Below are 23,252 nucleotides of genomic sequence, written 5' to 3'. Positions count from 1 at the left end.
ACCCTAGGCATCCCCTCCGGCAGAGGCAACGCCGCGCAAAGGCGGAAAATCGGCATAGCGCGCCCGGCGCGCCTCAAGCGGCTCACATGGCTCCGCTCCGGCGCGCAGCAGCATCCCCTTCGGCGCCACATAGGACGAGATCGTCCGCCACGGCGCTGGCCGCCAGACGAGGTTGAAGGCGCACAGCTTCGGGAAAAACCACATCTCCGAATAGGGCAGATGATCATGGATCCACCAGGCCAGATCCCGCCAGTCCCGCCCCACCTCGTAGCGGTCCACGAACCAAGGGATCACGATCGATGCTCCCGCAACCGCCGCCTCCCCGGACGCCCAATCCCAGATATGACATTCCATCGGATTGTCGTTTCGCGCGCAATTCAGACGGTTCTCGTTCCCGAACCGGTTCACAGCGCGCGACCGATATCCCGACCGCACCGCGACCCGGCCAAAGGTCTCCTCCAGCGGGTCGAGCAATTCGGTACAGAACCGCGTTCCCGTTTCCACCGCCAGATCTGGATCATCTGGAATATTCTGCATCCCGTAGAAATTCGCGATCTCAGAATAAAGAAATTCCCGCATGTAAAAGTGCCGCGAGAGCCGCACCCGCCCCAACGTCTCAAGGCTCCACATGCTTTGCGGTCGCCGCACCTGTCAGAGGATCCGCTTCATCTGGCCAAAAATACTCAAGATCCCACCCTACCAGCTCGGCGCCTCGGTCTGGGGCGAATAGCTGCCAAAGCTCCATTCATGCCCTTCGGGATCCTTCGCCCGCCAACGCTGCGTGCCCCATTCGGTCTCCTCGGGCGGATAGACCTCCCCCGCGCCCGCCGCCATGGCCCGCGCGTGATGGGCGGCCACATCCTCGACCACCAGATAAATGCCCGGCGATCCCTTCGGCAGATCCGCCGTGCCGATCAGGATCACGCCATTGCCATAGCGCAGCTCCGCATGCTGAAGCGCCCCCGCCTCATCTTCTTGCTTGAACAGCAGCTCGAGCCCAAAGGCAGCCGTCAAAAACTCGATCGCCGCCGCACCGTCCTTATACGACAGATACGGCACCACACTCGGATGATCGGCCATCACGCCCTCCGCTCAAAGAATCTCTCGCATCCGTCCTAACACATCGACGCCCAGTTGAGCCCACACATCCAGCAGATCGATCAGCACCCAGTTCTCCCGGATCATCCCCGCATCGACCCGCCAGAAATCGAGCGAGCGCATCGTGATCTTCTGCCCTGCCGGCGCGATCCCCAGCCAGCCGTCACCAGTGACCGTCATCCGCATCCCCGGCCAGCCCGTGAACCCGACATAATCGCCCTCAGCAAAAAGATGCCCGTTCGCCGGATCCCCGTTCCGGTCCGGCAGAGCATTCAGAAACGGCACCTGATGATGCGCCCGAAACCCGTCGATCCCCCGCGCCGTCCCGATCCCAGCCGGCCCGTACCACGAGCAATGCGGATGCCAAAACGCGGGCAGCCGCATCGCCTCGACACTTTCGGTCGATTTGCCCAGATGCTCCAGCATCTCCCGCACAACACCCAAAGCCGCCGCCCCATCGCCTGCCACCCGAAGCCCATCCTGCGTCTGAGGCCCTGGCACCTGCCAGTCCCGCCCGGTGGACGGCCCCATCGGCCAGAAGCCCGCCTGCATCACAAGCTCGGGGATGTCCCAGATCGCCTGCATCTCGACGATCCGCTTCTCCTCGATCCTGAAAAAGTCGTGATACCGCATCGCCGCAATCCGCCCCGTTGGCGGTATCCCCAGATAGGGCGCCGTAAACCGCCCGGCCCAATAGCCGCAAACCCCGATCCACTCGGACCCGTTCGCATCGTGCCCCCGCAGCCGGATCAGATCCCGCCGCTCCAGATCGGGGAACGCTGCGAACAGAGGCGCCATCCCAATCTCGAACAGCCCCTCCGCCCCAATCGCATCTCCCAAAGGATGACACAGCCGAACCGCCGTCTCTGGGGTCATCAAAGCACCCAGCGCCTCCCGATACGCTCCGGCCCCCTCATCCGCCGCAGACCCCAAAACCTCAATCACAGCGCAACCACTTCCTCATCTTGCCAAAAATACCTCTCCGGAGGGGAACTGGGACGGTGGGCGGGGCGATGCGCGCAGCGCGAGCGTCGTCCCGCCGTCCCTACTCCGCCGCATCCCGGTACGGAGCACCCTCCCCGTAAGGCACGTTCACCCCGCCATAGCGTCTTACCCGGATATTGCACTGCTCCGCATGACCCACGAATCCTTCCAGCATGCACAATCGCGACCCATATGAGCCGACCAAAGCCGCCGCCTCGTCGCTCGTGACCTTCTGATAGGAATGCGTCTTCAGAAACTTGCCGACCCACAAACCGCCCGTATACCGCCCCGCCTTTTTCGTCGGCAGCGTATGGTTCGTCCCGATCACCTTGTCGCCATTGGCCACATTCGTCCGCGGCCCCAGAAACAGCGCCCCGTAGGAGTGCATGTTCTCCAGATACCAATCGTCCCGATCGGTCATCACCTGCACGTGCTCGGACGCGATCTCATTGGCGACCTGCAGCATCTCGTCATGATCCGCGCACAGGATCACCTCCCCGTAATCGCGCCAGGACGCGCCCGCCGTCTCAGCCGTCGGCAGGATCTGAAGCAGCCGGTCGATCTCCGCGAGCGTCTCATCGGCAAGCCTGTGCGAGGTCGTCAGCATCACCGCCGGTGAATTATACCCATGCTCCGCCTGCCCAAGCAGATCGGTTGCGCAGATCTCCGCATCGACCGTCTCGTCGGCGATGACCATCGTCTCGGTCGGCCCGGCAAACAGATCGATCCCGACCCGCCCGAACAGCTGCCGTTTCGCCTCGGCCACAAAGGCATTGCCCGGGCCGACCAGCATATCGACCGGCGCAATCGTCTGCGTGCCCAAAGCCATCGCGCCGATCGCTTGCACGCCGCCCATCACATAGATCTCGTGCGCGCCGCCTATCTGCATCGCGGCGATCACCGCCGGGTTCGGGCGGCCCTGAAACGGCGGGGTGCAGGCGATGATCCGCGGCACACCCGCGACCGAGGCCGTCGCCACTGACATATGCGCCGAAGCCACCATCGGGAACTTCCCACCCGGCACATAGCATCCCACCGATTGAACCGGGATCGTCTTGTGCCCCAGGATCACACCCGGCATCGCCTCCACCTCGATATCGGTCATCGACGCCCGCTGCGCCTTGGCAAAGGCCACGACCTGATCGTGGGCAAAACGAATATCGGCCATCTCGCGCTCGGACACTTGCGCCACGATGCCCTCGACTTCGCTCTCGCTCAGCCGGTAGCTCTCCCGCGAATAGCCGTCGAACTTCTCCGACAGCTCCCGCACCGCCCCATCACCGCGCATCTCGATATCGGCGAGCAGCCCTTCGACCGTCCCTCGCACCTTGGCATCGTCCTGCGCCCGCTCGCCCGCGCTGCGCGCCTCCTTCAGATGCTCCGCCATGCCAATCCTCCCGATTGCTTTACCTGCGACTCGCCGGTCCAGACCAAAGGATACGCCCCCCTCGTCCCGCCTCAACGTCAAAACGCGCGTCCCTCCCTCAGCGCTGCAAAACGCGCTGCTCCGCCGGACGATAAATCGCCAGAACCGCCACAACGGACAGCGCCAAAAGAGCCGCCGGAAGCAGCGTGGCCCCCGCCTTTAGCGCCAGAACGGCACCCTCCGTCTGCGGCACGACCTCCCCGCCCGACGCTTCCTGCCAACCATAGGCCCCAAGAATCAGCGACAGGATCAGCGGCCCGACCGCGTTCGCCGCCTTCTGCCCGAAGAGCCAGATCGCGGAGAACGCGCCCTCGATCGCCTCTCCGGTCCGGGCCCGCGTGACATCCATCAGGTCCGGATAGATCGCCCAAGGGATCTGCTGGTAAGATCCGTTGGCCGCTCCGACCAGAAGGAACACACAAAAAACCAGTCCCAGATCGCCCGAGGGCAGCACCGCAAAGACCGCGCAAAGAACTCCAATGTAAAAGACCAGCCCGGCCACCAGCGCCATCACCTTGCCGAGCCGCGCCGACAGCCAGACCCAGCCCGCCTGGCTCAGGATCGAGCCGATGACGAAGGCCGCAAACATCAGCGACGCCATTGGCAACCCCGTCGCCGCTTGGCTCAGTGCCGATGAGCCAGGATCGATCACCAGATAGACCGCCGCGAACGGTACCGCCGCCGTTAGCACCGCGATCCCCAGCGTCATCAATCCGTAAATCAGGACCAGTCGCACGAAGGCGCCATTGGACAGCACCATCCGGACCAGACCAAGGAACCCTTCCGTCGTGCCTCTCATGATCCGCGGCGCGCGCCATGTCGCCCACACCGACAGCCAGACCGCGATCACGGTCACCGGTGCAAAGATCGCCATCGCCACGAAATACCCCTGGCTCGCCGCCACGGCCGGGATCAGCGCCCCGCCCACGAGGATCCCTAGCGAGGCAAAGGCCATGCGCCAGCCCGTCATCGCCGAGCGCTCCGCCGCATCCTGCGTCATCTCGCCAGCCATCGCTCCATAGGGAATAGCGATCATGGTAAAGCCCAGCGTCGCCACGGCAAAGAACCCGCCGACCCATACCAGATCCAAAGCCGCCGTCCGGTCCGGCGCGGCAAAGATCCCCAACATGCCCAGCGCCAGCACCACCGCGCCCACGACCATCCAGGGCGCCCGCCGCCCGAACCGCGTCTCGGTCCGGTCGCTCAGAAACCCCACCAGCGGATCGGTCACCATGTCGAAGGCCAAAATTGCGGTCGTCAGCGCCCCGGCCCAGACCACCGGCACGCCCAGAAACTGCGTCAGAAAGGACAGAACCAGCAGCTGCTTGACGACCACGAAGACGTTCACGCCCATATCGGCCAGCCCCCAGCCGGCCTTCTGCCCGATGCTCAAACTCATACCGTCCTCCCAGGCACCACCAAGCGCAAATCACGCGCCGATAGCAAGCCGCCCCGCGCTCCCGAAGGCTCCGGGCGGGCGGGTGTCGCTCCGGCGCAGCCGCGAGCGCAGTCGCCCGTCCGGATGTCAGATACGCCCCAGCACATCCTCCACCGCCGCCTCGATCAGCGCCAGCTCACCTGGCGCCGAAAATCTGTGATCGGACCCTTTCGCGAGCGTCAACCGCACATCCTCCCCTTCCAGATGCTCCAGAAGCCGCAAAGCCCAGCCCATAGGGACATCCGCATCCGCGGTCCCCTGCAGCATACGCACCGGCACATGCGCGGCCAGCGGCGAGCGCAGGACCAAACGCGCCCGCCCCTCCTCGATCAGCCGCCGCGTAATGACATAGGGCTCCCCGTAGTCCGACGGCACCGCCACGGCCCCCTCCGCCATCAACCGCGCCCGATCCGCCTCCGAAAACCCGGCCCAGTATCCATCCTCGGTAAAGTCGGGCGCAGCCGCGATGGTCACGAGACCCGCAACCAGATCGGGCCGGTCCCGCAGGATTAGAAGAGAAATCCAGCCGCCCATCGACGAGCCCACCAGAACCTGCGGCCCTTCCGTAACCGCTTCGATCACCGCCAGCGCATCCTCGAGCCAGTCGCCGATGGCACCCTCCTCGAACGCCCCGTCCGACGCACCATGTCCGCCATAGTCAAGCCGAAGGAACCCGCGCCCCGTCCGCTCGGCCCAGTCTTGCAGATGCACCGCCTTGGTTCCGGTCATGTCCGATTTGAACCCTCCCAGAAAGACGACCCCCGGGGCCTCCCCATCGGTTTTTTCGTAGGCAAGCCGCCCGCGCGCTCCGTCCAGATAATCCACCAATCATCCCTCCATTCCGGTCCCGATCACGCTATGCGAGAACGCGCCTGCTTCGCATCCCGAAAATGACCGGAGGAAGATCGGAAACCTTCGCTCGAGAGACCGACCGGACCGGCCCATCCCAAACATGTCGTCGGTACGAGCGCCCGTATGGTCATCGGCCTGATCAAACCTGCGGCTGAGCTTATCGAACTCACCCAGAGCCGCATCTCGGTCCGCCTGGTGCGGTCGCCGAAAACTCGCATATCTGTCTGCCTCGGATCCGACAGCAAACCATCAACGATCTCCCATTTAGATCACGTTTGTTTCCAAAACATCATTTAATGACACAATTCGACCGACAGGATACCGACGCAATACCGACCGGATACCGCATCCCCTTGACGGAGCTCAGACGCCCCGTCATCAAGCACCAATATCAACCCGCAACCGGGCGTCCCGTAGGCGCCAAACTGACGAGGAGCATCGGACCATGTCCCAGATTTCCCTGACTTTTCCTGATGGTAACAGCCGCTCTTACGACAAGGGCGTCACCGCCCAAGACGTTGCAGCGTCGATTTCGAACAGTCTCGCAAAAAAAGCGATCTCGGCCAATATCAATGGTGATCACTGGGATCTCCAATGGCCAATCGAGCAAGATTCCTCCATTGAAATCAATACGCTGAAGGACGAAGCTCCAGCGCTCGAGCTTATCCGGCACGACCTAGCCCATATCATGGCCCGCGCCGTTCAGGAGATCTGGCCCGATATCCAGGTCACCATCGGCCCCGTCATCGCGAACGGTTGGTACTACGACTTCGACCGCGCAGAGCCCTTCACACCCGAAGATCTCGGACTCATCGAAAAAAAGATGAAAGAAATCATCAACCTGCGTGATCCCGTCCGAACCGAGATCTGGGACCGGGAGCGCGCGATCCAGCATTACAAGGACAGCGGCGAGCCCTATAAGATCGAGCTGATCGAGGCGATCCCCGGCGACGAGCCGCTGCGGATGTACTGGCACGGCGACTGGCAGGATCTGTGTCGTGGGCCCCACCTTCAGAATACAGGCCAAGTCCCTGGAGATGCGTGGAAACTCATGTCGGTCGCCGGAGCGTATTGGCGCGGTGACAGCGACCGGGCGATGTTGCAAAGAATTTACGGGGTCGCCTTCCGAAATAAAGAGGATCTTAAGAAACACCTGCTAATGCTCGAAGAGGCGGCAAAGCGCGACCACCGCAAACTCGGACGCGAAATGAACCTCTTTCATATGCAAGAAGAGGCGCCCGGTCAGGTCTTCTGGCATCCCAACGGTTGGTCGATCTATACCGAATTGCAGGACTATATGCGCCGCAAGCAACGCGCGGCCGGATATCAGGAGGTGAATACACCGCAAGTCGTCGATCGCTCCTTGTGGGAGAAATCAGGACACTGGGATAAATATCAAGAGCATATGTTTATCGTCGAAGTCGACGAGGATCACGCCCGGGAAAAGGCCGTCAATGCGCTCAAGCCCATGAACTGTCCGGGTCACGTTCAGCTTTATAATCAGGGTCTTAAATCCTACCGCGATCTTCCCTTGCGCCTTGCCGAGTTTGGCTCGTGCAACCGGTACGAACCTTCAGGCGCGCTCCACGGCATCATGCGTGTGCGCGGCTTTACCCAGGATGACGGCCACATCTTCTGCCGCGAAGATCAAATCGAGGGGGAGTGCGCTGCTTTCATCGATTATCTGGCGGGGGTCTATAGCGATCTTGGCTTCGACACCTTCGAGATCATGTTCGCGACACGGCCTGAAAAGCGTGTCGGCAGCGAGGAATCCTGGGACCATGTCGAAAGCGCGCTGGAAAGCGCGATCAAATCAACCGGTCATCCCTATACCCTCGACGAGGGGGAAGGCGCTTTCTACGGCCCCAAGCTTGATTTCAAACTGACCGACGCCATCGGTCGCGAGTGGCAATGCGGCACCTTTCAAGTCGATCCCAATCTGCCGGAACGGCTTGATGCAACCTATATCGCCGAAGACGGTGCGAAACATCGTCCCTATATGCTCCACCGGGCCTGCCTCGGCAGCTTTGAGCGGTTCATCGGCATCCTGATCGAGAATTCTGCCGGAAAGCTGCCCTTCTGGCTCGCCCCCCGACAGGTGGTGGTGGCCACAATCGTGTCGGATGCGGACGACTACGCGAACGAGGTTGTTGAAATACTTCGGCAGAACGGTATTCGTGCCGAAGCCGATACTCGTAACGAAAAGATCAATTACAAAGTCCGCGAACATTCGGTCGGCAAGGTGCCCGTCATCCTTGCGATCGGTCAGCGGGAGGTGGAAGAGCGGACAGTTTCCATTCGGCGACTTGGAGAAAAACAAAGTAGTGTCAGACCCTTAGAGGAGGTTACAAATGATCTCGCCCGCGAAGCAACACCGCCGGACCTGGCCTAAATCTGACTGGTTCTCGCTGTAACCGGATCCTTGCGAGCCGTGACAGGCGTTGACGGCTGCGTGATTGACGCGCTCGTGAATGGGCAGGGCAAGGTCTGCGGTTCTATCCTGCGAACGTCCCCGCATCCCGCGGGCAGACCACAGTTCGATACGACATAAGAAAGGTCGCTCCATGTCCACCACGATCAAGACGTTCGCCATCGCCTCCGCCGTCGCTACAGCCGTATCCGGCCTCGCCCAAACCGCCAACGCCCAAGCGAACGAGAAGTGCTACGGTGTGTCCCTCGCCGGCGAAAATGACTGCGCCGCCGGTCCCGGAACGACCTGCGCCGGCACGTCGACCGTCGACTATCAAGGCAATGCCTGGACACTCGTTCCCGCAGGTACCTGCAGCGAGATTGAACTTCCAACTATGGCCGATGGCTCCGAACGGGCTGGGTCTCTCGAAGAGCTCGACCGCGATCTGCCTGCATAAACCTCGCGCGCCCGCCAGATCCTTGAGCGGGCGCCTTCCCAACCGAAAGCTGGTTGAATGCTGGACACCACTGACAGAACCTTGCCAAACCAGCCCGGAATTGGCTTTAAATCCCAGCATTTTCAGGACCTTCTGGACGATCCGGGTCCTGTGGCCTGGCTTGAGATTCATGCTGAAAACTATATGGGCGATGGTGGTCGACCCCTGGCGCAGCTCCGCGAGCTCAGCGCGCACTTTCCGATCTCAGTCCATGGCGTCGGCCTTTCCATCGGCGGCGAGCGCCAGCTCGATCCCGATCATCTGGCCCGGCTCAAATATCTTTGCGACTGGCTCTCCCCGGCAAGCTTCTCGGAACACCTCGCCTGGTCGACCCACGATACCGGCTATTTGAACGACCTGCTGCCTCTTCCCTACGACAAGGTATCCTTGAGCCGGGTCGCTGGTCACATCGCGCAAGTGCAGGATACACTCGGTCGCCAGATGCTTCTCGAGAACCCCTCCAGCTACCTGTCCTTTGACACCTCGACGATGACCGAAACTGAGTTTCTAAGCGAGCTGACGACCCGGACCGGCTGCGGCCTGTTGCTTGATGTGAATAACGTCTTCATCTCCGCCACCAACCTCGAGACTGAACCTCAAGCATATATTGACGCCTTTCCCACCGATGCTGTGGGAGAAATCCATCTCGGAGGGCATGACGAAGAGGATCAAGGCAGCAGTCGTCTTTTGATCGACAGTCATGCAAAATCCGTAGCTGATCCCGTGTGGGATCTTTTAGCGTATACGCTGTCCCAAACCGGTCCGGCACCGCTGCTTGTTGAATGGGATACCGATGTCCCGCCCTTCCCCGTCCTACGCGACGAAGCGGCCCGTGCTCAGCTTGCGCTGGCCGGATGACACCTTTTACAGCCGCTCTTTTACGCCCGGACGCATCGCCTCCGGACGATATCTCAAAAGCCACCCGAAATCGTTTTGATATCTACCGAAATAATGTCGCGGTCTCGTTGACCGGAGCGCTGGAAGCCGCCTTTCCGACCGTCCGAACTCTTGTCGGTGACGAGTTCTTCAAGGCGATGGCTGGGATATTCCTTCGCGGACATCTTCCACAGGACCCTCGTCTTGCGCTCTATGGGGGGGAATTGCCAGCCTTTTTGGATAGCTTTCCTCCCGCTAAGGACCTGCCCTATCTTCCAGATATCGCAAGGCTCGAACAGGCGCTTCGCGAAAGCTACCACGCAGCCGATGCGCGCCCTATCCAACCGGCGAGATTGACGGATCTGACCGAAGATGAGCTGCTCGGCACCTGTCTTGTCCTTGCACCGGCATCCAGGACCATCCGATCCAATTGGCCGATCCATGGTATCTACAAGGCTCAGACCGACAAGAGCCTCAGGCCTAAGATGAGAGCCGAGACTGTGCTCATCACCCGTTCAAAATACGATCCGGTCATGACCGTCGTCGATCCCGCAAATGTGGGGCTGCTTGAGGCGATTGCGGATCAGCAGACGCTAGGCGCTTCCCTTTCGAGCCATCCCGGCGCAGATCTTACATCTGTGCTTGGTCTTCTTCTCGGGCAAGGCACAATCATAGATCTCCATCGAAAGGCCAACCCATGAATACCCTCTACCGCACGGTCGATAGCCTCGATCGCGCTGCCTTTACGATCCTGCCAACCCTGGCGCGCGTGATTTTTGCAGGCGTCCTCTTCTTTTACTTTTGGAACTCAGCCTTAACCAAGTTGGATGGCACTTCGTTGAGCCTTGGAGCCTATGCACAGATCTTCCCGCGCGCCATGGAAGCCGCCGGGTTCGATCCTTCTCAGCTTTCCCCTGTCCAGACAGCGATCGTCTGGGCGGGAACGATGGCGGAGTTTGTGTTACCCGTTCTGCTTCTTATCGGCCTTCTGACACGTCTGGCAGCCGTGGGTATGATCGGCTTCGTCTTGGTGCAAACCGCAACTGACATCTTAGGGCATGGTGCCGATTCTAGCACGATCGGTCTGTGGTTTGACAGATTACCGGACGCCGCACTGGCCGATCAAAGAGCGCTGTGGATAGCTCTGTTCTCTATTCCGCTCTTTCTTGGCGCAGGTCCGCTGTCCTTAGATCGCCTTCTCTTCAGGCGCTGAGGCCTCGGAATCGGCAGACGGCCACCGATCTCCTGTTCACCCTATCCTGACGGTTTGAAATTCCCAGAATCACGCTATCGTTGAGTAGAAGCCGAAGTGACGTCCCCTCGCGCGAGGGCGCCGGACGATTGGCACCTGGGTCCGACCTTGGACACGACGAGAGGAGAGACGGAGATGCCCACTGGCACCGTGAAATGGTTCAACACAACCAAAGGTTACGGCTTCATTGCCCCGGATGACGGCGGAAAGGACGTATTTGTCCATATCTCGGCCGTCGAAAGATCCGGAATGACCGGTCTTGCCGATGATCAGAAGATTGAATTTGACCTCGAAGAAGGCCGCGATGGCCGGCAAATGGCGGGTAACCTGAAGGCGCTCTAGTCGCACTGGGGCCAACTAGATGATGGATATGGCCGGTCCATTAGGGATCGGCCGATCCGATAGCGGCTTGAAATTCCCTCCATTCCCCTTTCGAAAGACCAGAGTTGTCTTGGCTGACATCTTCTCCAGCGAGCATACGCTTGAGAACGGCGAGACCGCTTGCCGAGAACTGAGCGCCGCCAAGTCTGTAATCCTCAAAAGCAGAATAGGCCGCGGGGACCCAATCGCGCACAATATCGCAGATCACCTCCGCATAGACCCGAATCTCCATTTGCGCATGGGCATCTGCTCGAAGCCTCAGGAAATGGAAGAGGTTATGCAGATCGACCTTCCAGTACCATTGCGTGTAGATATTCGCGGGTAGGTTCATGCGCGCGAGTTCCCGGGCCAGCCCCTTTTGTCCCTCTTGGCCCAGCATCTCTTCGTAGTGGTCGTAGGCCCGACCGGAGTCGGATTTCAGGATCTCGAGAACGCGTTCCGCCTCATCTCCCTCAAGGGTCTCTCCGCGTCCCTGATTGTTCGAGGTCGATTGCGCCGCAAGCGCGTCTGGCTGCGGAATGTAGAACTCGCGATCAAGGATCGAATAGCGCGCGGAATACTCGTTCACATTTGCAGTCCGATGCCGGATCCACTGCCGGGCAACGAAGACCGGCAGTTTGACGTGAAGCTTAACTTCGCACATCTCGAACGGTGTCGAATGCCAGTGTCTCATCAGATAGCGGATCAGCCCCTCATCGTTCTGAACCGACTTAGTCCCTTTGCCGTAAGAAACGCGTGCGGCCTGACAGATGGCGGCATCATCGCCCATGTAATCGATAACGCGAACGAAGCCATGATCTAGAACCGAATGGGCTTTGTAGAGATGCGCTTCCATCCCCTCACTGACGGCCCGGAGCGTCGAGCGAGGAGCATTGCGTAAAGCGTCTATCTCATCCTGCTGGCTCTGTGTGACGGCCATGTTTGATCCTTCCACTCTTCGACTCGCCTCGCCACCCTATCTGGCGAAAAGACGTCGTGCGACCTCAATATTTGGTGCCGCAACGGAGCGTCTGGTAGATACGAGAAAGACAAGTTAGTGAGATGATCGAACAGAGGGAGATCTCATCATGCCACTGAAATACCTTCACACCATGGTCCGCGTAAAGGATTTGGAGAAATCGATGGCGTTCTATGAGCTTCTTGGCCTCAAGGAAACGCGGAGAATGGAGAATGACGGCGGACGTTTCACCCTAGTCTTCATGGCGCCTCCGGGACAGGAGGAATGTCCGGTTGAGCTGACTTATAATTGGGATGGTGACGATGCCCTTCCCGATGACAGCCGACATTTTGGGCATCTCGCTTATCGCGTCGACAATATCTACGATATGTGCACCAAGCTTCAGGAAAATGGCGTGACGATCAACCGTCCTCCGCGTGATGGTCACATGGCCTTTGTGCGGTCGCCTGACAATATATCAATCGAACTCCTTCAAGAGGGTGACGCTTTACCAAAGGAAGAGCCTTGGGCGAGCATGCAAAATACAGGCCACTGGTAAGCTTGCAGACCGCGCAGTATCTATTGAAAGGCGACGGGATGACGGTCTCGCGGACCGACACTCTTTCACGATGCGTCAGGCAAACTCGAAACCGCCGTATGGGGGTGGCCATTTGTTTGGGATTGACGGCTCTGTCTCTTGGCTCTTTGGCCGAAGCAGGCTGTCGACAAGCGCTCGTTCTCGCTCTTGATATATCAGGATCTGTGGATCAGGCAGAGCATTCCCTCCAGCGCCGTGGTCTCGCGGCTGCGCTGAATTCAGATGATGTCCGCGCTGTTTTGTTAAAAGATATCGAAAATCCCGTAAGATTTTCGGTCTTCGAATGGTCTGGCCCTGGCGACCAACAGACAATTTCGGACTGGCTCCAGGTCGATAGCGACGCAGCTTTGGATCAACTTATCCAGCGGATTGAAACTGCACCGCGAGTGGCGGCCAATCCTTCAACCGCTCTCGGTCAGGCGATGCTGCATGGAGGGGAGCTCCTTACATCACAGCCCTGCTGGCAATTGACACTCGATATCTCGGGCGACGGCGTCTCGAACACCGGCCCCCGTCCGCAGGATGTTGATCTTGATCCGGCTATTACGGTGAATGGGCTTGTTATCAAAACGACCCCAGCTCCAATCGGCCGTAGAATCCGGGAGCAGACCGACGAGCTTGAGGTCTATTTTGAAACGAATGTCGTCAGAGGCGATCTGTCCTTCATCGAGATCGCTAATGGCTTTGAGGACTACGAGCGTGCCATGCGACGCAAGTTGTTAAGAGAGCTGACCAGTCTCACTGTCGGTTCGGCCAGTCTGTCCGCTCCTCGGCTGGCTCAGTAGATATAGCGGATCTGATCGGTCCAATACCGCTCTACACGGCGCAGGGCTGTCGTGATTTCGTCCATCCCCTGCATCCCAAGCACACCATTACTTTGAAGGCCATCCGCATGTCCCTCAAAGAGACGCCCTACGACATCGCGGATCATGCGCCCCTTATTCGTAAGGCGCACACGGACGGATCGCCGGTCAATTTCGCATCGCTCGTGATGCATGTAGCCGCTTTCGACCAGCTTCTTTAGATTATAGCTGACGTTGCTACCCTGATAGTAGCCGCGTGTCTTGAGCTCACCCGCCGTCACCTCGTTGTCCCCTATATTGAAGAGCAACAAGGCCTGAACCGCATTGATTTCAAGAACGCCGACCCGTTCGAACTCATCTTTAATGACGTCGAGCAAAAGTCGATGAAGACGCTCTACCAACGCTAAGGCTTCGAGATAGCTCGTCATGAAGGCGGCCGAATGGTCGCTGGTCTGGGTCGGTTCAAGGTCAGTGTGAACGGTCATGTCCGGCTGTTCCTCATTATCGGGTTGAGCCAGAAATGACGGGAAATCCCGAACAATAAGTTAAACGGTGATCAAAAGCTGCTAAAGTTTGACTTAGTTCAGCATATGGCGTCGGATATCAGCGACAAGGAGGCGATATGTCTCTGGAGCCTCTTCCTGTCCGGTTATCCAACGATAGAGGTCCTGATCGTTCTCGTTGAGCATATCGTCGTAGAGGGACAGCCTATCAGGCTCCATCGTATTGAGTCTGCTCTGGGCATAAGCCGACAGGATCAAATCCATCTCTTTCATCCCGCGTCGCATCGACCTCATGGCCAGGCGCCGGATGCAAATCTCTCGAGGCTCGCTCATCCTTGCTCTGCTAGGCGCTTGCGCAGCCGTTTCTCCAGACGTGAAAGCTGATCGGATGCACCGTCGATCACCGTTTTGAGCTGGCGCATCTCAATAAGCACGTCCTTCATATCGCTCCCCACCGCATCCTGCTCTGGCGCATCGAGCCCATCGCCCTTGCCAGTCATCAGCCAAGTCAACGACACGCCTAAAAGACCCGAGAGCATCTGGAGCTTATTGGCGCGGGGCTCGTTGAGGTCCTCTTCCCAATTTCGAAGGGTGCTTAGCTTTATCCCCAAGCGTTTGGCCAACTCCTGTTGATCCAGACCCGCTGCTTCGCGCGCTCCGGCGACCCGGTCGCCAAATGTCGCTGCTTCGGCGCTGTACCAGCTCTCGACTTCGGTCATGAAGCATCCTCTGTCTTGCGTGCATACGTCCCCGCTCCTATGACAGCGGGAGGCCCATATTCCAACCCGGAGGCTCTCATGTCTTTTCTCTCCGCGACACTCGATCGCGTTCAGCCGTCAGCGACGATTGCCGTCACGAACAAGGCGCGAGAGCTCAAGGCCGCGGGCCGGGACGTGATCGGCCTCGGCGCTGGAGAACCGGACTTCGACACGCCCGAAAATATCAAGAACGCCGCCAAGGTTGCCATCGACGCTGGCAAGACGAAATACACCGCAGCCGACGGTATCCCCGAGCTGAAAGAGGCGATCTGCGCCAAATTCAAGCGCGACAATGGGCTGAACTATACCCCCGCGCAAATCTCGGTCGGCACCGGCGGCAAGCAGATCCTCTACAACGCGTTGATGGCCACTCTGAACGAGGGCGACGAGGTCGTCATTCCAGCGCCCTATTGGGTCAGCTATCCTGATATGGTCAAACTCGCTGGTGGCATGCCTGTGACCATTGAGGCCGGTGTCGATCAAGGCTTCAAGATCACACCCGATCAGCTCGAGGCTTCGATCACTGACAAGACAAAATGGTTCATCTTCAATTCGCCGTCCAATCCAACGGGTGCGGGATACACCGCCGATGAGGTGAAGGGGCTGACCGACGTTCTGATGAAGTATCCGCATGTTTGGGTCATGACTGACGACATGTACGAGCACCTTACCTACGATAACTACGTTTTCGCGACCCCTGCCCAGATCGAGCCCGGCATTCTGGACCGCACGCTGACCTGTAACGGTGTCTCAAAGGCCTACGCGATGACCGGCTGGCGGATCGGCTATGCAGGCGGGCCGGAAAAGCTGATCTCGGCGATGCGTAAAATACAGTCGCAGTCGACATCGAACCCTTGTTCGATCTCGCAATGGGCTGCTGTTGAGGCGCTTAATGGCACGCAGGAATTCATCGCCGAGAACAACCGTACCTTCGCTCGGCGCCGCGATCTGGTCCTGTCGATGTTGCGGAAGATCGATGGGATCAGTGTGCCGACCCCAGAAGGCGCGTTCTACGTTTACCCATCGATTGCAGGATTGATTGGCAAGACCTCGGCAGGCGGGACGCGTCTTGACAGCGATTCGACCTTTGCAACTGCCCTGCTTGAGGAAAAGGGCGTCGCCGTCGTCTTTGGCGAGGCGTTCGGCCTCTCGCCCGCCTTCCGGATCAGCTACGCCACCTCCGACGAGGCGTTGACTGAAGCCTGCACCCGAATACAGGATTTCTGCGCGACGCTGACCTGACGCCGCACAGACTACTTCATACTCTCACCGCATCACGGCTTCGTCTGTCGAAGCGGTCGCGCATCCATTTCAAGACACCACCGGGTTCGACAGGCTCGAACCGCGGATCGGCCGTGGGATCTTTTTCGGGCTGCGCCCGGTGAACTGGGATCGGACCGCCCAGCAAACTATGCGGTGGGAAGTGACCGGACGGCTCGAAGGACGTGATCGCCAAAACCTCTGGCGATGTGCGTTTGACAATGGATCGCCCGCGAGACGCGGGATCGGACCGGTGATCGACACGCGGGTCGACCACCCAAAAAGGCGGATGCATGGAATGTCCTGACATCTTTTGGAACGGGTGAACGCCAATTGGCGCTCTAGAACGGTATAGGCTGCCTCTAGCAGCGGGATAGGGTTTCCGTTTTCATAGTGTCCTCCGTTCTGATGGCAGACGGCAGCTCGCTAACATACCTGCGACATATTGGAAAGGAGTTCCAAGTCATCGGCGGGAAACTGCATGCGTTATGACTATGTTCCGCGAACAGACGTATAACTCAGATCGAAGCGGACAGTATCAAACAGCATAGAAAGACGGTCAGAAGGCTGATACGCACCTCAGCGCCCCAAAAGACGGGCCACGATCAACTGACCAAAGACTCGGAGACGCCCAACCATGTCGCAGATTCTTCCTCCCTATTATTTCCGCGTTCGTGAAAATGGAGCGACTGTATTTCGGGTGAGCACCGACAATCGGCATCGCCGTATCGAGATGGACCAGATTGCTGTCATAAACACGCGCAACGGCACAGTCCGGCCGAAGAACGGGATCGAACTCACAGAGGAAGATCAGACCGAGATCGACCAGTGGATGTCCAAGCGGACGGAGATCCTGAAGAAGAGGGACATCGACGACATCCACCGAGCGGTGGATTATCTAAACCTGACCACCCAATGGGCCCAGTCCTCTGCCACCGATGACGAGCTTGAGGAGGTGACAGACGCACTCTTGATGGCCATGCATGATCTTCGAAGCGTCTTGGTTCGGAAAAAGTCACACCGTTTGAACGGCTGAGCACGCTTATTGATGCGTTCTCGACGGCGTTGACATAAGGTGAGCCTCGAAAAGAGGTTTTTCAGGATGCAACACCTTTGATCAGCAGCCCGCAGATGCGAGCAGTGTTTTGCCTACCAGGCAGCTGGATTGGGCGAAAAAATGCTCGCGCTCAGAGGGCTTTTTTAAGGCAGACACGTTCTATCTGCCTAGTTTTAAAAGCTCTTTCGCACGAATTCCCTTTCGTTTACAGTGTGTTCACGTTTTCAAAACACGTCATCAATCCGCAAGGTTGACCACGAATTGTCAACAAATTGGCCGTCCGGTGCACCGATTTGGTCGCATTTGTCCGTCACTGAAGACCTAGATGAGGCCGTTGGCCTTCTTCCCTAACTGCTCAATCGCCTCGGAGGTTCACCCCATGAAGACCAGAGCGCTAAAAACTTTGCTGGCCACTACCGGTCTTAGCACACTCATGCTTGGCGCAGTTGCCAATGCAGAGCCTGTTACCCTTGAAACACTGGACAAGTCTGTATCGATTGCGGGTGACCTGCTCGAATTTGATGGTCAAACCTATGTCGTACGGACAGCAATCGGCACCGTTTCGATTGCCACAGACTTCGTGACCTGCGGCGGCCCCGGCTGCCCCGACGCTGAACCCGATGATTCGCAATTCTCAATCGCTGGGTCCCGGTCGCTGACGGACGAGCTGATTCCGGCTCTCGTCAACGGCTATGGTCAGAGCGTTGGCGCCGATCTCATGAAAGAGATCCGGAATGGCAACGACACAACTTATGAAGTGTCCACAGACGAGCGCGGAACAGCTGAAATCAGCATTGCGCCGTCAAACACTCGTGATGGTCTGCAAGCTTTGCTGCAAAACAACGCGACCTTCGCGCTGGCAACTCGTCCGGCCCGGAACCGCGAAGTCGAAGCTTTTGCGGAAAACAATCTCGGTGACCTGCGCTCGCCAGGTCAGGAACACATCGTGGCCCTCGACGGTCTCGTCCTTGTTACGCATCCGGAAAACCCCGTCCGTGCCGTTTCCGAAATCAACGCAGCGCTTGCCTTCGGCGGTCAGATCAGCAATTGGTCCGAACTCGGCGGTCGGAATGGTCCTATCAACCTTTATGTTCGCGAAGCCGACAGCGGCACACGCGAAGTCTTCGACGCTCTCTTGATGCGCCCGAACGGCCTGACCGTTAATGGCAACATCACGATCCTCGAAAGCGATGCTGAAATCACCGAAGCGGTCAAGAATGACCCCAATGGTTTTGGTTTCACAAGCTTTGCCAAGGCCGACGACGCAGCCGCTCTTGCCATCGAAGGTGTCTGCGGCCTGAGAACGCCGCCGACATCTTTCACGATCAAGACGGAAGAATATCCGCTGACCCGTCTGCTTTACATGTACAACACGGACGATCAGCTTCCTTTCCACGCGCGTGACTTCCTTGATTACATCTCGACAGAAGATGGGCAGCAACTTGTCGCGAATGCTGGTTTTATCGATCAAAGCGTCTCGTCCGAAACGATCAACTCCCAAGGTATTCGTGTAGCCTCGGCTATCGTGAACAACGAAACACCCGAAGAACTGATCTCGATGCGCAACATGTTCGAGCTTCTTCTCGCAGCCGACCGTCTTTCTACGACGTTCCGCTTTGAGACGGGGTCGGCACGCCTCGATAGCCGCGCCGAAGCTGACGTTGAACGTCTGGCCGAGCTTCTTTCGAGCCCGCGTTTCGCGAACAAGGAAGTGCTGTTCGTTGGCTTCACCGACTCCGTCGGACGGGCCGATCTGAACGAGCTTCTCTCGCAACAGCGGGCAGAACTGGTTCGCCGGTCGGTCCTCGCTGCGAACCCGGATCTGAATACCTCTACCCAAACCCGTGCAATCGGCTTTGGCGAGGTTTCACCGCTCGGCTGCAACGAGACGGATACCGGTCGCCGGATCAACCGTCGCGTTGAGGTATGGGTTCAGGACGTGGTCGCAGGCGACCGCACCTAATCCGGCATCTAAACGGTACATAGCTTGATCCTGTCTGTCTGCTCCGGCGGGCAGCGGGATCGGCGAAAGGAGTAAGATCGATGAAGTTTTTATCGACACTAGTAGCGGCTACGCTGGTCGCACCCTTCATGGCCGCCGCTGACCCGACAGGATGTGACGGTAACGAAGAAGTTCTAAAGTTCAGTGTTGTCACCTCCCTGCAAGGTCACCCTAAGGGTGAGGCAGCGATGGAATATGCATCGCAGATAAACGCTCAGATGGACGGGCGCTACTGCGTCGAAGTCTACGGCAGCAGCGAGCTTTATCCTGATGACGAAACTCTGTTCCAGGCAATGCTGGATGGCGATGTACATTTCGCGATGCCCGCCTTTGCCAAAATCTCGGCCTATAGCCAGAAGTCGGATATCTTCAATCTGCCATTCCTCTTCGACGGTCCTCTGCACGTCCTCGAATTCCTGCAATCCGATGTCATCAATGAGATCGGCGAAGAGGTGAAGGACGACGGCTTTGAAGTTCTGGGATATGTCAGTAACGGCATGCGCCAGTTTTCCGCAACCGTTCCGATGCGCAGCCCTGGCGATGCCGAAGGCTTGACCTTCCGGGTCTCTTCTAGCTCGCCAATCACTGCAGCAGTGTTGGACATCATGGGTGTTACACCAAAGAAGCTTAAGTTCTCGCAAGTCTATGACGCGCTCGCTTCTGGTGAAGTCCAAGGCCAGGAGAACACTTGGGCCAATATCGCCACGAAGGAATTCTACCGCGTTCAAGCGGCTGTGACTGAGACGAACCACACCTATATCGGCTATCCGATGATGACCTCTCAGAGCTTCCTCAATGACCTTGATGAGCAGACACGCGCGGATTTCATCACTATCGCCAACCTGGTCACACACGAGCGCAATCGTTTCGCGTTCGAACTGAACCAGCAGCAGCGTCAGTATATTCTGGACGACGACGGTATCATTCTGCGCCTGACCCCTGCTGAGATGCAGGAATGGCGTGACGCCTTCGCTCCGATCCTAGATCGATTTAAGCCCAGCATCGGGACTGAGTTTGTAGATGCGGCCATCCGGATCAACGCAGAGGCCGATCCCTTCAACTAGACGTAGGGATCTCCTGACTGACTTGGCGTCTGCCCGGCTGAAACGTCGGGCAGACGTCGTTCGTTTCGACCAATTTCGTTGCCAAATCATCGCTTTGCCCGAAAAGATGTCAGGCAAAACCCGTGAATCGACCACGAAAATGTCTGATTTGAGATGAATTTTGTTAAGAAGGCCTGCCATGAGTCGGCGTAGGTATTCGACAGGCGACGCTCTCGACCATCGGGATGTGACGCAAACTAGATGCGCTTGGGGGCGCTGAGACGTGATGAAGAACGCACCGAAAGACGAAAGCGAAAGTCTCGACGAGCACGATCGTCATGACGAGCTTGAAGACGGAACAAAATTGCTTGGTGGTCTCTACACGATCACCCGGTTCCTGAATGCAGGCGGCTTCGGCATCACCTATCTCGCGACTGACAGCCTCGAGCGAACGGTCGTTATCAAGGAATGCTTTCCCGCCGCTCTTTGTCGCCGCGTCGGAACTGTCGTCAAGGTTCGCTCCCGTAGTCAAGAAGATGCGCTCAAGACGGTCATCAAATGCTTCGCTCAAGAAGCACGTAGCCTTTCCAAGCTGGATCACCCGAACATCGTTAAGGTCCACCTGGTCTTTGACGACAACGAAACCGCCTATATGGCAATTGATTACGTCAACGGTCCCGATCTTCTCGACCTGATCGACCAGAAGTCCCCGCTTCTGACACCGTCAAGCATCACGTCGATGCTGCGCCGTATGCTGGACGCCATTGGCTACATCCACTCGCAAGGCCTGCTCCACCGCGATATCTCGCCCGACAACATCCTTGTCGATGAAGCCGGTAAGCCGATCCTGATCGATTTTGGCGCCGCTCGGGAGCAAGCCTCCCGCAAAACCCGCGTTCTGACCGCTGTCAGCGTCGTTAAGGATGGGTATTCGCCACAGGAATTCTACCTGCAAGGATCCCAGCAATCGAACGCAAGTGACCTCTATGCGCTCGGTGCCAGCTTCTATCACGTCATTACAGGGGAAGCCCCGCCTCCTAGCCAAGAACGCCTTTTCGCCGTGGCCGAGGGCAAGGACGATCCGTATCAGCCGCTTGCCGGACAGCACGAAGGCTATTCGGAGGATTTCCTGCGATCCATCGACAAGGCGATGGAAGTCGTTCCGAAGAACCGCGTCCAATCGGCTGCTGAATGGCTTGCCCTCATGGACGGCACCGCAGATGCGGCCAATGTCGTCCATATCGGTCGCCAGCCCGAGGATAGACGCCGCGAAGAGACTAAATCCGCGGCGGACGACGAGGAAAGTGCAGCGGCGGCTGCAGTTGTCTCACCACCTCCGGAGAAATCGAACAAGACAGCGTTAATGGCCGGCGCCGGCCTGGCCGCTCTCGTTGCTGGTGCCGCTGGCATTTACATCGCAACGTCCGGAGGATCTGCCGACGAGTCCGCGCCGCAAATTGTTGCGGGAACGACTGTGACTGAAGCCGCTGAAAGCACGCCTTCTCAGATCGCGGCGCAGCCCGACACACCCGCAGCGTCTGCCGATACAGAGGTCGCTGCAACCCCGGAGGCCAGCGAGCCCCCCGCCATCGTCGAGGCGCCTGAGGTCACTACAGAGCCGACAACGGTAGAAACGGCCGAGGTCGAGCCTACAACCTCAGAGGATCCGGCTCCTATCGTCCAACGTGACACGATCGAAGAAGCTCAAACAACCGAACCGGAGATCGAAGACGCAAGCCCATCGACAGAAGTCGCCGCTGCCGAAATCGAGACACCTGACGTTCCGGTTACGACGCCCGACGCCATTGAGCCCAGCATTGTCGAACCGGCGGAAGCGCCAACAGACGCGATTGCCCTGGCTGTCGACACGGCGCTTGCCGACACTCCACAAGCTCCGGAGTCTTCGCTTCGGCCTGTGACACGTCCGACCGATCTGGCAGAAACTGGCGCAGCGGCGATCCCCGATGACCTGCCCGTGACAGTGCCGGATCTGGTGACGCCCGAAACTCTGGCCGCAACGCGCACGGCAAACGGCGATACACTCACCGAACTTCAGCCGGGAACCAGTGACGTTGTCGCCTCCGTCTCCTCAGGTAATTTGACTGTCTTGCAGGAAGGACAGGGAATACCGTTGGGCGCAAACCTTGTTGCGAACACGGATCAGGCCAACATTACCGCATCGGTCTCCGAACCGCGTGAAACGGTTGCCGTCACATCTGAAATGATCGTCGAACAATCATCCGAACCGACAGGATTTTTGATCATTGGTGACAACGCCGCCTCCTCAGAAGCTGACAGTGTTGATGCCGGTGACATCGCAAGAACGATTGATCTTTTGAACAGCGGCGTCTCGGCTGTCCCAGCCCCGCAGCCGGCACCTGAGCCGGAGGAGCCCGTTGTCGCAGCGATCGAACAGCCGGAATCTGAGCCAGTGACAAGCTTCATTCAAATCGCCCCCCCCGCGACCGAAGTTGAACCGGAAGAGCCTGCAGCTCCGACCGAGCCGGAAGGAAATGCGTTCGAGATCATCACCTTTGGTGGTGATGCTGAAGCAAACGCATCGCCAACCGCACCCGCAGCGGATCTTGCCTTGAACTGGCCCTTCGTGACTGCAGCGGCACAGACAGAATACGGTCGTTTCCCGCAGATCATCGGCATCAATGACAATCCGATTGTGCAGATCGAGAACGACTGGCTCAGAACCGGTCTGACGATCATGTCGATCAACGGTCAGCTCGTTGAAACAAGCGAAAACTTCCAGGATGCGTTCGAAGCCTCTGCAGAGCGCATCGGGAACGACCGGCTTTCGGCCAGCGTCCTTGTGATCGAGCCTGGAGCAGATAGCTTTGCCGAACGCATCCTGACGCTGCCTCTCGAGTAAGTTTCGCATCCGAACACATACGCAGAAGATCTGAAAGGCTCGCGAACCAGTAGTTCGCGGGCCTTTCTTCTTTGGATGCACTCGCTTAGCCCTGAACGTCCCAGTCCTTTCAGGGCTACGACCCGTCCTGCCTAAATGTATTGGCCAGCTCTGGCGTATCTTTGCCTGGATTAGAAAAGGACGAGATCGTGATCGAA

General features: G+C 58.4%; 24 protein-coding genes. 13 read left to right on the top strand and 11 right to left on the bottom strand.

Annotation, left to right across the window (positions count from 1 at the left end; genetic code table 11):
• Positions 1-3: 3 nt before the first annotated feature.
• The 6 genes from AAD018_RS12400 to AAD018_RS12375 all read right to left on the bottom strand — a co-directional run bounded on the left by AAD018_RS12400 (position 4) and on the right by AAD018_RS12375 (position 5,774).
• Complete coding sequence (locus AAD018_RS12400; RefSeq protein WP_367314397.1) at positions 4-630, bottom strand: hypothetical protein; 627 nt, start codon at positions 628-630, stop codon at positions 4-6.
• A 66-nt stretch (positions 631-696) separates the two neighbouring features.
• Complete coding sequence (locus tag AAD018_RS12395) at positions 697-1,080, bottom strand: VOC family protein (protein ID WP_367314396.1); 384 nt, start codon at positions 1,078-1,080, stop codon at positions 697-699.
• A gap of 12 nt (positions 1,081-1,092) precedes the next feature.
• Complete coding sequence (locus AAD018_RS12390; protein ID WP_459382424.1) at positions 1,093-2,040, bottom strand: ester cyclase; 948 nt, start codon at positions 2,038-2,040, stop codon at positions 1,093-1,095.
• A 103-nt stretch (positions 2,041-2,143) separates the two neighbouring features.
• Entirely contained in the window at positions 2,144-3,469 is a 1,326-nt protein-coding gene (gene hisD, locus AAD018_RS12385; RefSeq protein WP_367314394.1) for a histidinol dehydrogenase, read from the bottom strand.
• 97 nt (positions 3,470-3,566) lie between these two features.
• On the bottom strand, positions 3,567-4,907 hold the full coding sequence (locus AAD018_RS12380) for an MFS transporter (protein ID WP_367314393.1): 1,341 nt from the start codon (positions 4,905-4,907) through the stop codon (positions 3,567-3,569).
• Positions 4,908-5,033: 126 nt separating this feature from the next.
• On the bottom strand, positions 5,034-5,774 hold the full coding sequence (locus AAD018_RS12375; RefSeq protein WP_367314392.1) for an alpha/beta hydrolase: 741 nt from the start codon (positions 5,772-5,774) through the stop codon (positions 5,034-5,036).
• Positions 5,775-6,243: 469 nt separating this feature from the next.
• Here AAD018_RS12375 and thrS point away from each other — a divergent pair, with 469 nt between their 5' ends.
• From thrS to AAD018_RS12345, 6 genes are all read left to right on the top strand, one after another.
• Positions 6,244-8,190, top strand: a complete 1,947-nt coding sequence (gene thrS, locus AAD018_RS12370; protein WP_367314391.1) for a threonine--tRNA ligase — start codon at positions 6,244-6,246, stop codon at positions 8,188-8,190.
• 172 nt (positions 8,191-8,362) lie between these two features.
• Positions 8,363-8,665, top strand: coding sequence for a BufA1 family periplasmic bufferin-type metallophore (locus tag AAD018_RS12365; RefSeq protein WP_367314390.1), 303 nt, complete (start codon positions 8,363-8,365; stop codon positions 8,663-8,665).
• 57 nt (positions 8,666-8,722) lie between these two features.
• The gene (gene bufB / locus AAD018_RS12360) at positions 8,723-9,562 is read left to right on the top strand and encodes an MNIO family bufferin maturase (RefSeq protein ID WP_367314389.1); all 840 of its coding nucleotides are present in this window, start codon (positions 8,723-8,725) and stop codon (positions 9,560-9,562) included.
• A complete protein-coding gene (locus AAD018_RS12355; RefSeq protein WP_367314388.1) occupies positions 9,559-10,281 on the top strand; it encodes an HvfC/BufC family peptide modification chaperone in 723 nt (240 codons plus the stop codon). The genes bufB and AAD018_RS12355 overlap by 4 nt, the downstream gene beginning before the upstream one ends.
• A complete protein-coding gene (locus AAD018_RS12350) occupies positions 10,278-10,793 on the top strand; it encodes a DoxX family membrane protein (protein WP_367314387.1) in 516 nt (171 codons plus the stop codon). Before AAD018_RS12355 ends, AAD018_RS12350 begins: the two co-directional genes overlap by 4 nt.
• 174 nt (positions 10,794-10,967) lie before the next feature.
• Entirely contained in the window at positions 10,968-11,174 is a 207-nt protein-coding gene (locus AAD018_RS12345) for a cold-shock protein (protein WP_367314386.1), read from the top strand.
• 40 nt (positions 11,175-11,214) lie between these two features.
• Here AAD018_RS12345 and thyX read toward each other — a convergent pair whose 3' ends face one another.
• On the bottom strand, positions 11,215-12,132 hold the full coding sequence (gene thyX / locus AAD018_RS12340; protein WP_367314385.1) for an FAD-dependent thymidylate synthase: 918 nt from the start codon (positions 12,130-12,132) through the stop codon (positions 11,215-11,217).
• Between the two features lie 148 nt (positions 12,133-12,280).
• On the opposite strand from thyX, the gene AAD018_RS12335 reads away from it, so the two are divergent.
• Together AAD018_RS12335 and AAD018_RS12330 are read left to right on the top strand one after the other, a co-directional pair.
• A complete protein-coding gene (locus AAD018_RS12335) occupies positions 12,281-12,709 on the top strand; it encodes a VOC family protein (RefSeq protein ID WP_367314384.1) in 429 nt (142 codons plus the stop codon).
• Positions 12,676-13,533, top strand: coding sequence for a DUF1194 domain-containing protein (locus AAD018_RS12330; RefSeq protein WP_367314383.1), 858 nt, complete (start codon positions 12,676-12,678; stop codon positions 13,531-13,533). Before AAD018_RS12335 ends, AAD018_RS12330 begins: the two co-directional genes overlap by 34 nt.
• On the opposite strand, the gene AAD018_RS12325 is transcribed toward AAD018_RS12330, so the two are convergent.
• The 3 genes from AAD018_RS12325 to AAD018_RS12315 form a co-directional block, all read right to left on the bottom strand.
• On the bottom strand, positions 13,527-14,036 hold the full coding sequence (locus AAD018_RS12325; RefSeq protein ID WP_367314382.1) for a MarR family winged helix-turn-helix transcriptional regulator: 510 nt from the start codon (positions 14,034-14,036) through the stop codon (positions 13,527-13,529). The genes AAD018_RS12330 and AAD018_RS12325 overlap by 7 nt on opposite strands.
• A gap of 93 nt (positions 14,037-14,129) precedes the next feature.
• Positions 14,130-14,348 carry a succinate dehydrogenase assembly factor 2 gene (locus AAD018_RS12320; RefSeq protein ID WP_412005274.1) on the bottom strand — a complete coding sequence of 73 codons (219 nt, stop codon included), beginning with the start codon at positions 14,346-14,348 and terminating at the stop codon, positions 14,130-14,132.
• 35 nt (positions 14,349-14,383) lie between these two features.
• Complete coding sequence (locus AAD018_RS12315; protein ID WP_367314380.1) at positions 14,384-14,773, bottom strand: helix-turn-helix domain-containing protein; 390 nt, start codon at positions 14,771-14,773, stop codon at positions 14,384-14,386.
• 78 nt (positions 14,774-14,851) lie between these two features.
• On the opposite strand from AAD018_RS12315, the gene AAD018_RS12310 reads away from it, so the two are divergent.
• A complete protein-coding gene (locus tag AAD018_RS12310) occupies positions 14,852-16,054 on the top strand; it encodes a pyridoxal phosphate-dependent aminotransferase (protein ID WP_367314379.1) in 1,203 nt (400 codons plus the stop codon).
• A gap of 16 nt (positions 16,055-16,070) precedes the next feature.
• Here AAD018_RS12310 and AAD018_RS12305 read toward each other — a convergent pair whose 3' ends face one another.
• On the bottom strand, positions 16,071-16,367 hold the full coding sequence (locus AAD018_RS12305) for a hypothetical protein (RefSeq protein ID WP_367314378.1): 297 nt from the start codon (positions 16,365-16,367) through the stop codon (positions 16,071-16,073).
• A 342-nt stretch (positions 16,368-16,709) separates the two neighbouring features.
• On the opposite strand from AAD018_RS12305, the gene AAD018_RS12300 reads away from it, so the two are divergent.
• The 4 genes from AAD018_RS12300 to AAD018_RS12285 all read left to right on the top strand — a co-directional run bounded on the left by AAD018_RS12300 (position 16,710) and on the right by AAD018_RS12285 (position 23,055).
• A complete protein-coding gene (locus tag AAD018_RS12300; protein ID WP_367314377.1) occupies positions 16,710-17,108 on the top strand; it encodes a hypothetical protein in 399 nt (132 codons plus the stop codon).
• A 346-nt stretch (positions 17,109-17,454) separates the two neighbouring features.
• On the top strand, positions 17,455-19,092 hold the full coding sequence (locus AAD018_RS12295) for a phosphate ABC transporter substrate-binding/OmpA family protein (protein WP_367314376.1): 1,638 nt from the start codon (positions 17,455-17,457) through the stop codon (positions 19,090-19,092).
• A gap of 80 nt (positions 19,093-19,172) precedes the next feature.
• Positions 19,173-20,195 (top strand): DctP family TRAP transporter solute-binding subunit, encoded by a 1,023-nt coding sequence (locus AAD018_RS12290; RefSeq protein WP_367314375.1) that lies wholly within the window; start codon positions 19,173-19,175, stop codon positions 20,193-20,195.
• Between the two features lie 265 nt (positions 20,196-20,460).
• A complete protein-coding gene (locus tag AAD018_RS12285; RefSeq protein ID WP_367314374.1) occupies positions 20,461-23,055 on the top strand; it encodes a serine/threonine-protein kinase in 2,595 nt (864 codons plus the stop codon).
• Positions 23,056-23,252: the final 197 nt, after the last annotated feature.

This window comes from Aestuariibius insulae (assembly GCF_040783535.2).
In the GTDB taxonomy this organism is placed as follows: domain Bacteria; phylum Pseudomonadota; class Alphaproteobacteria; order Rhodobacterales; family Rhodobacteraceae; genus Aestuariibius; species Aestuariibius insulae.
Note: the sequence above shows the minus strand (reverse complement) of the source record. Positions and strands in the feature narration are given on the sequence as shown.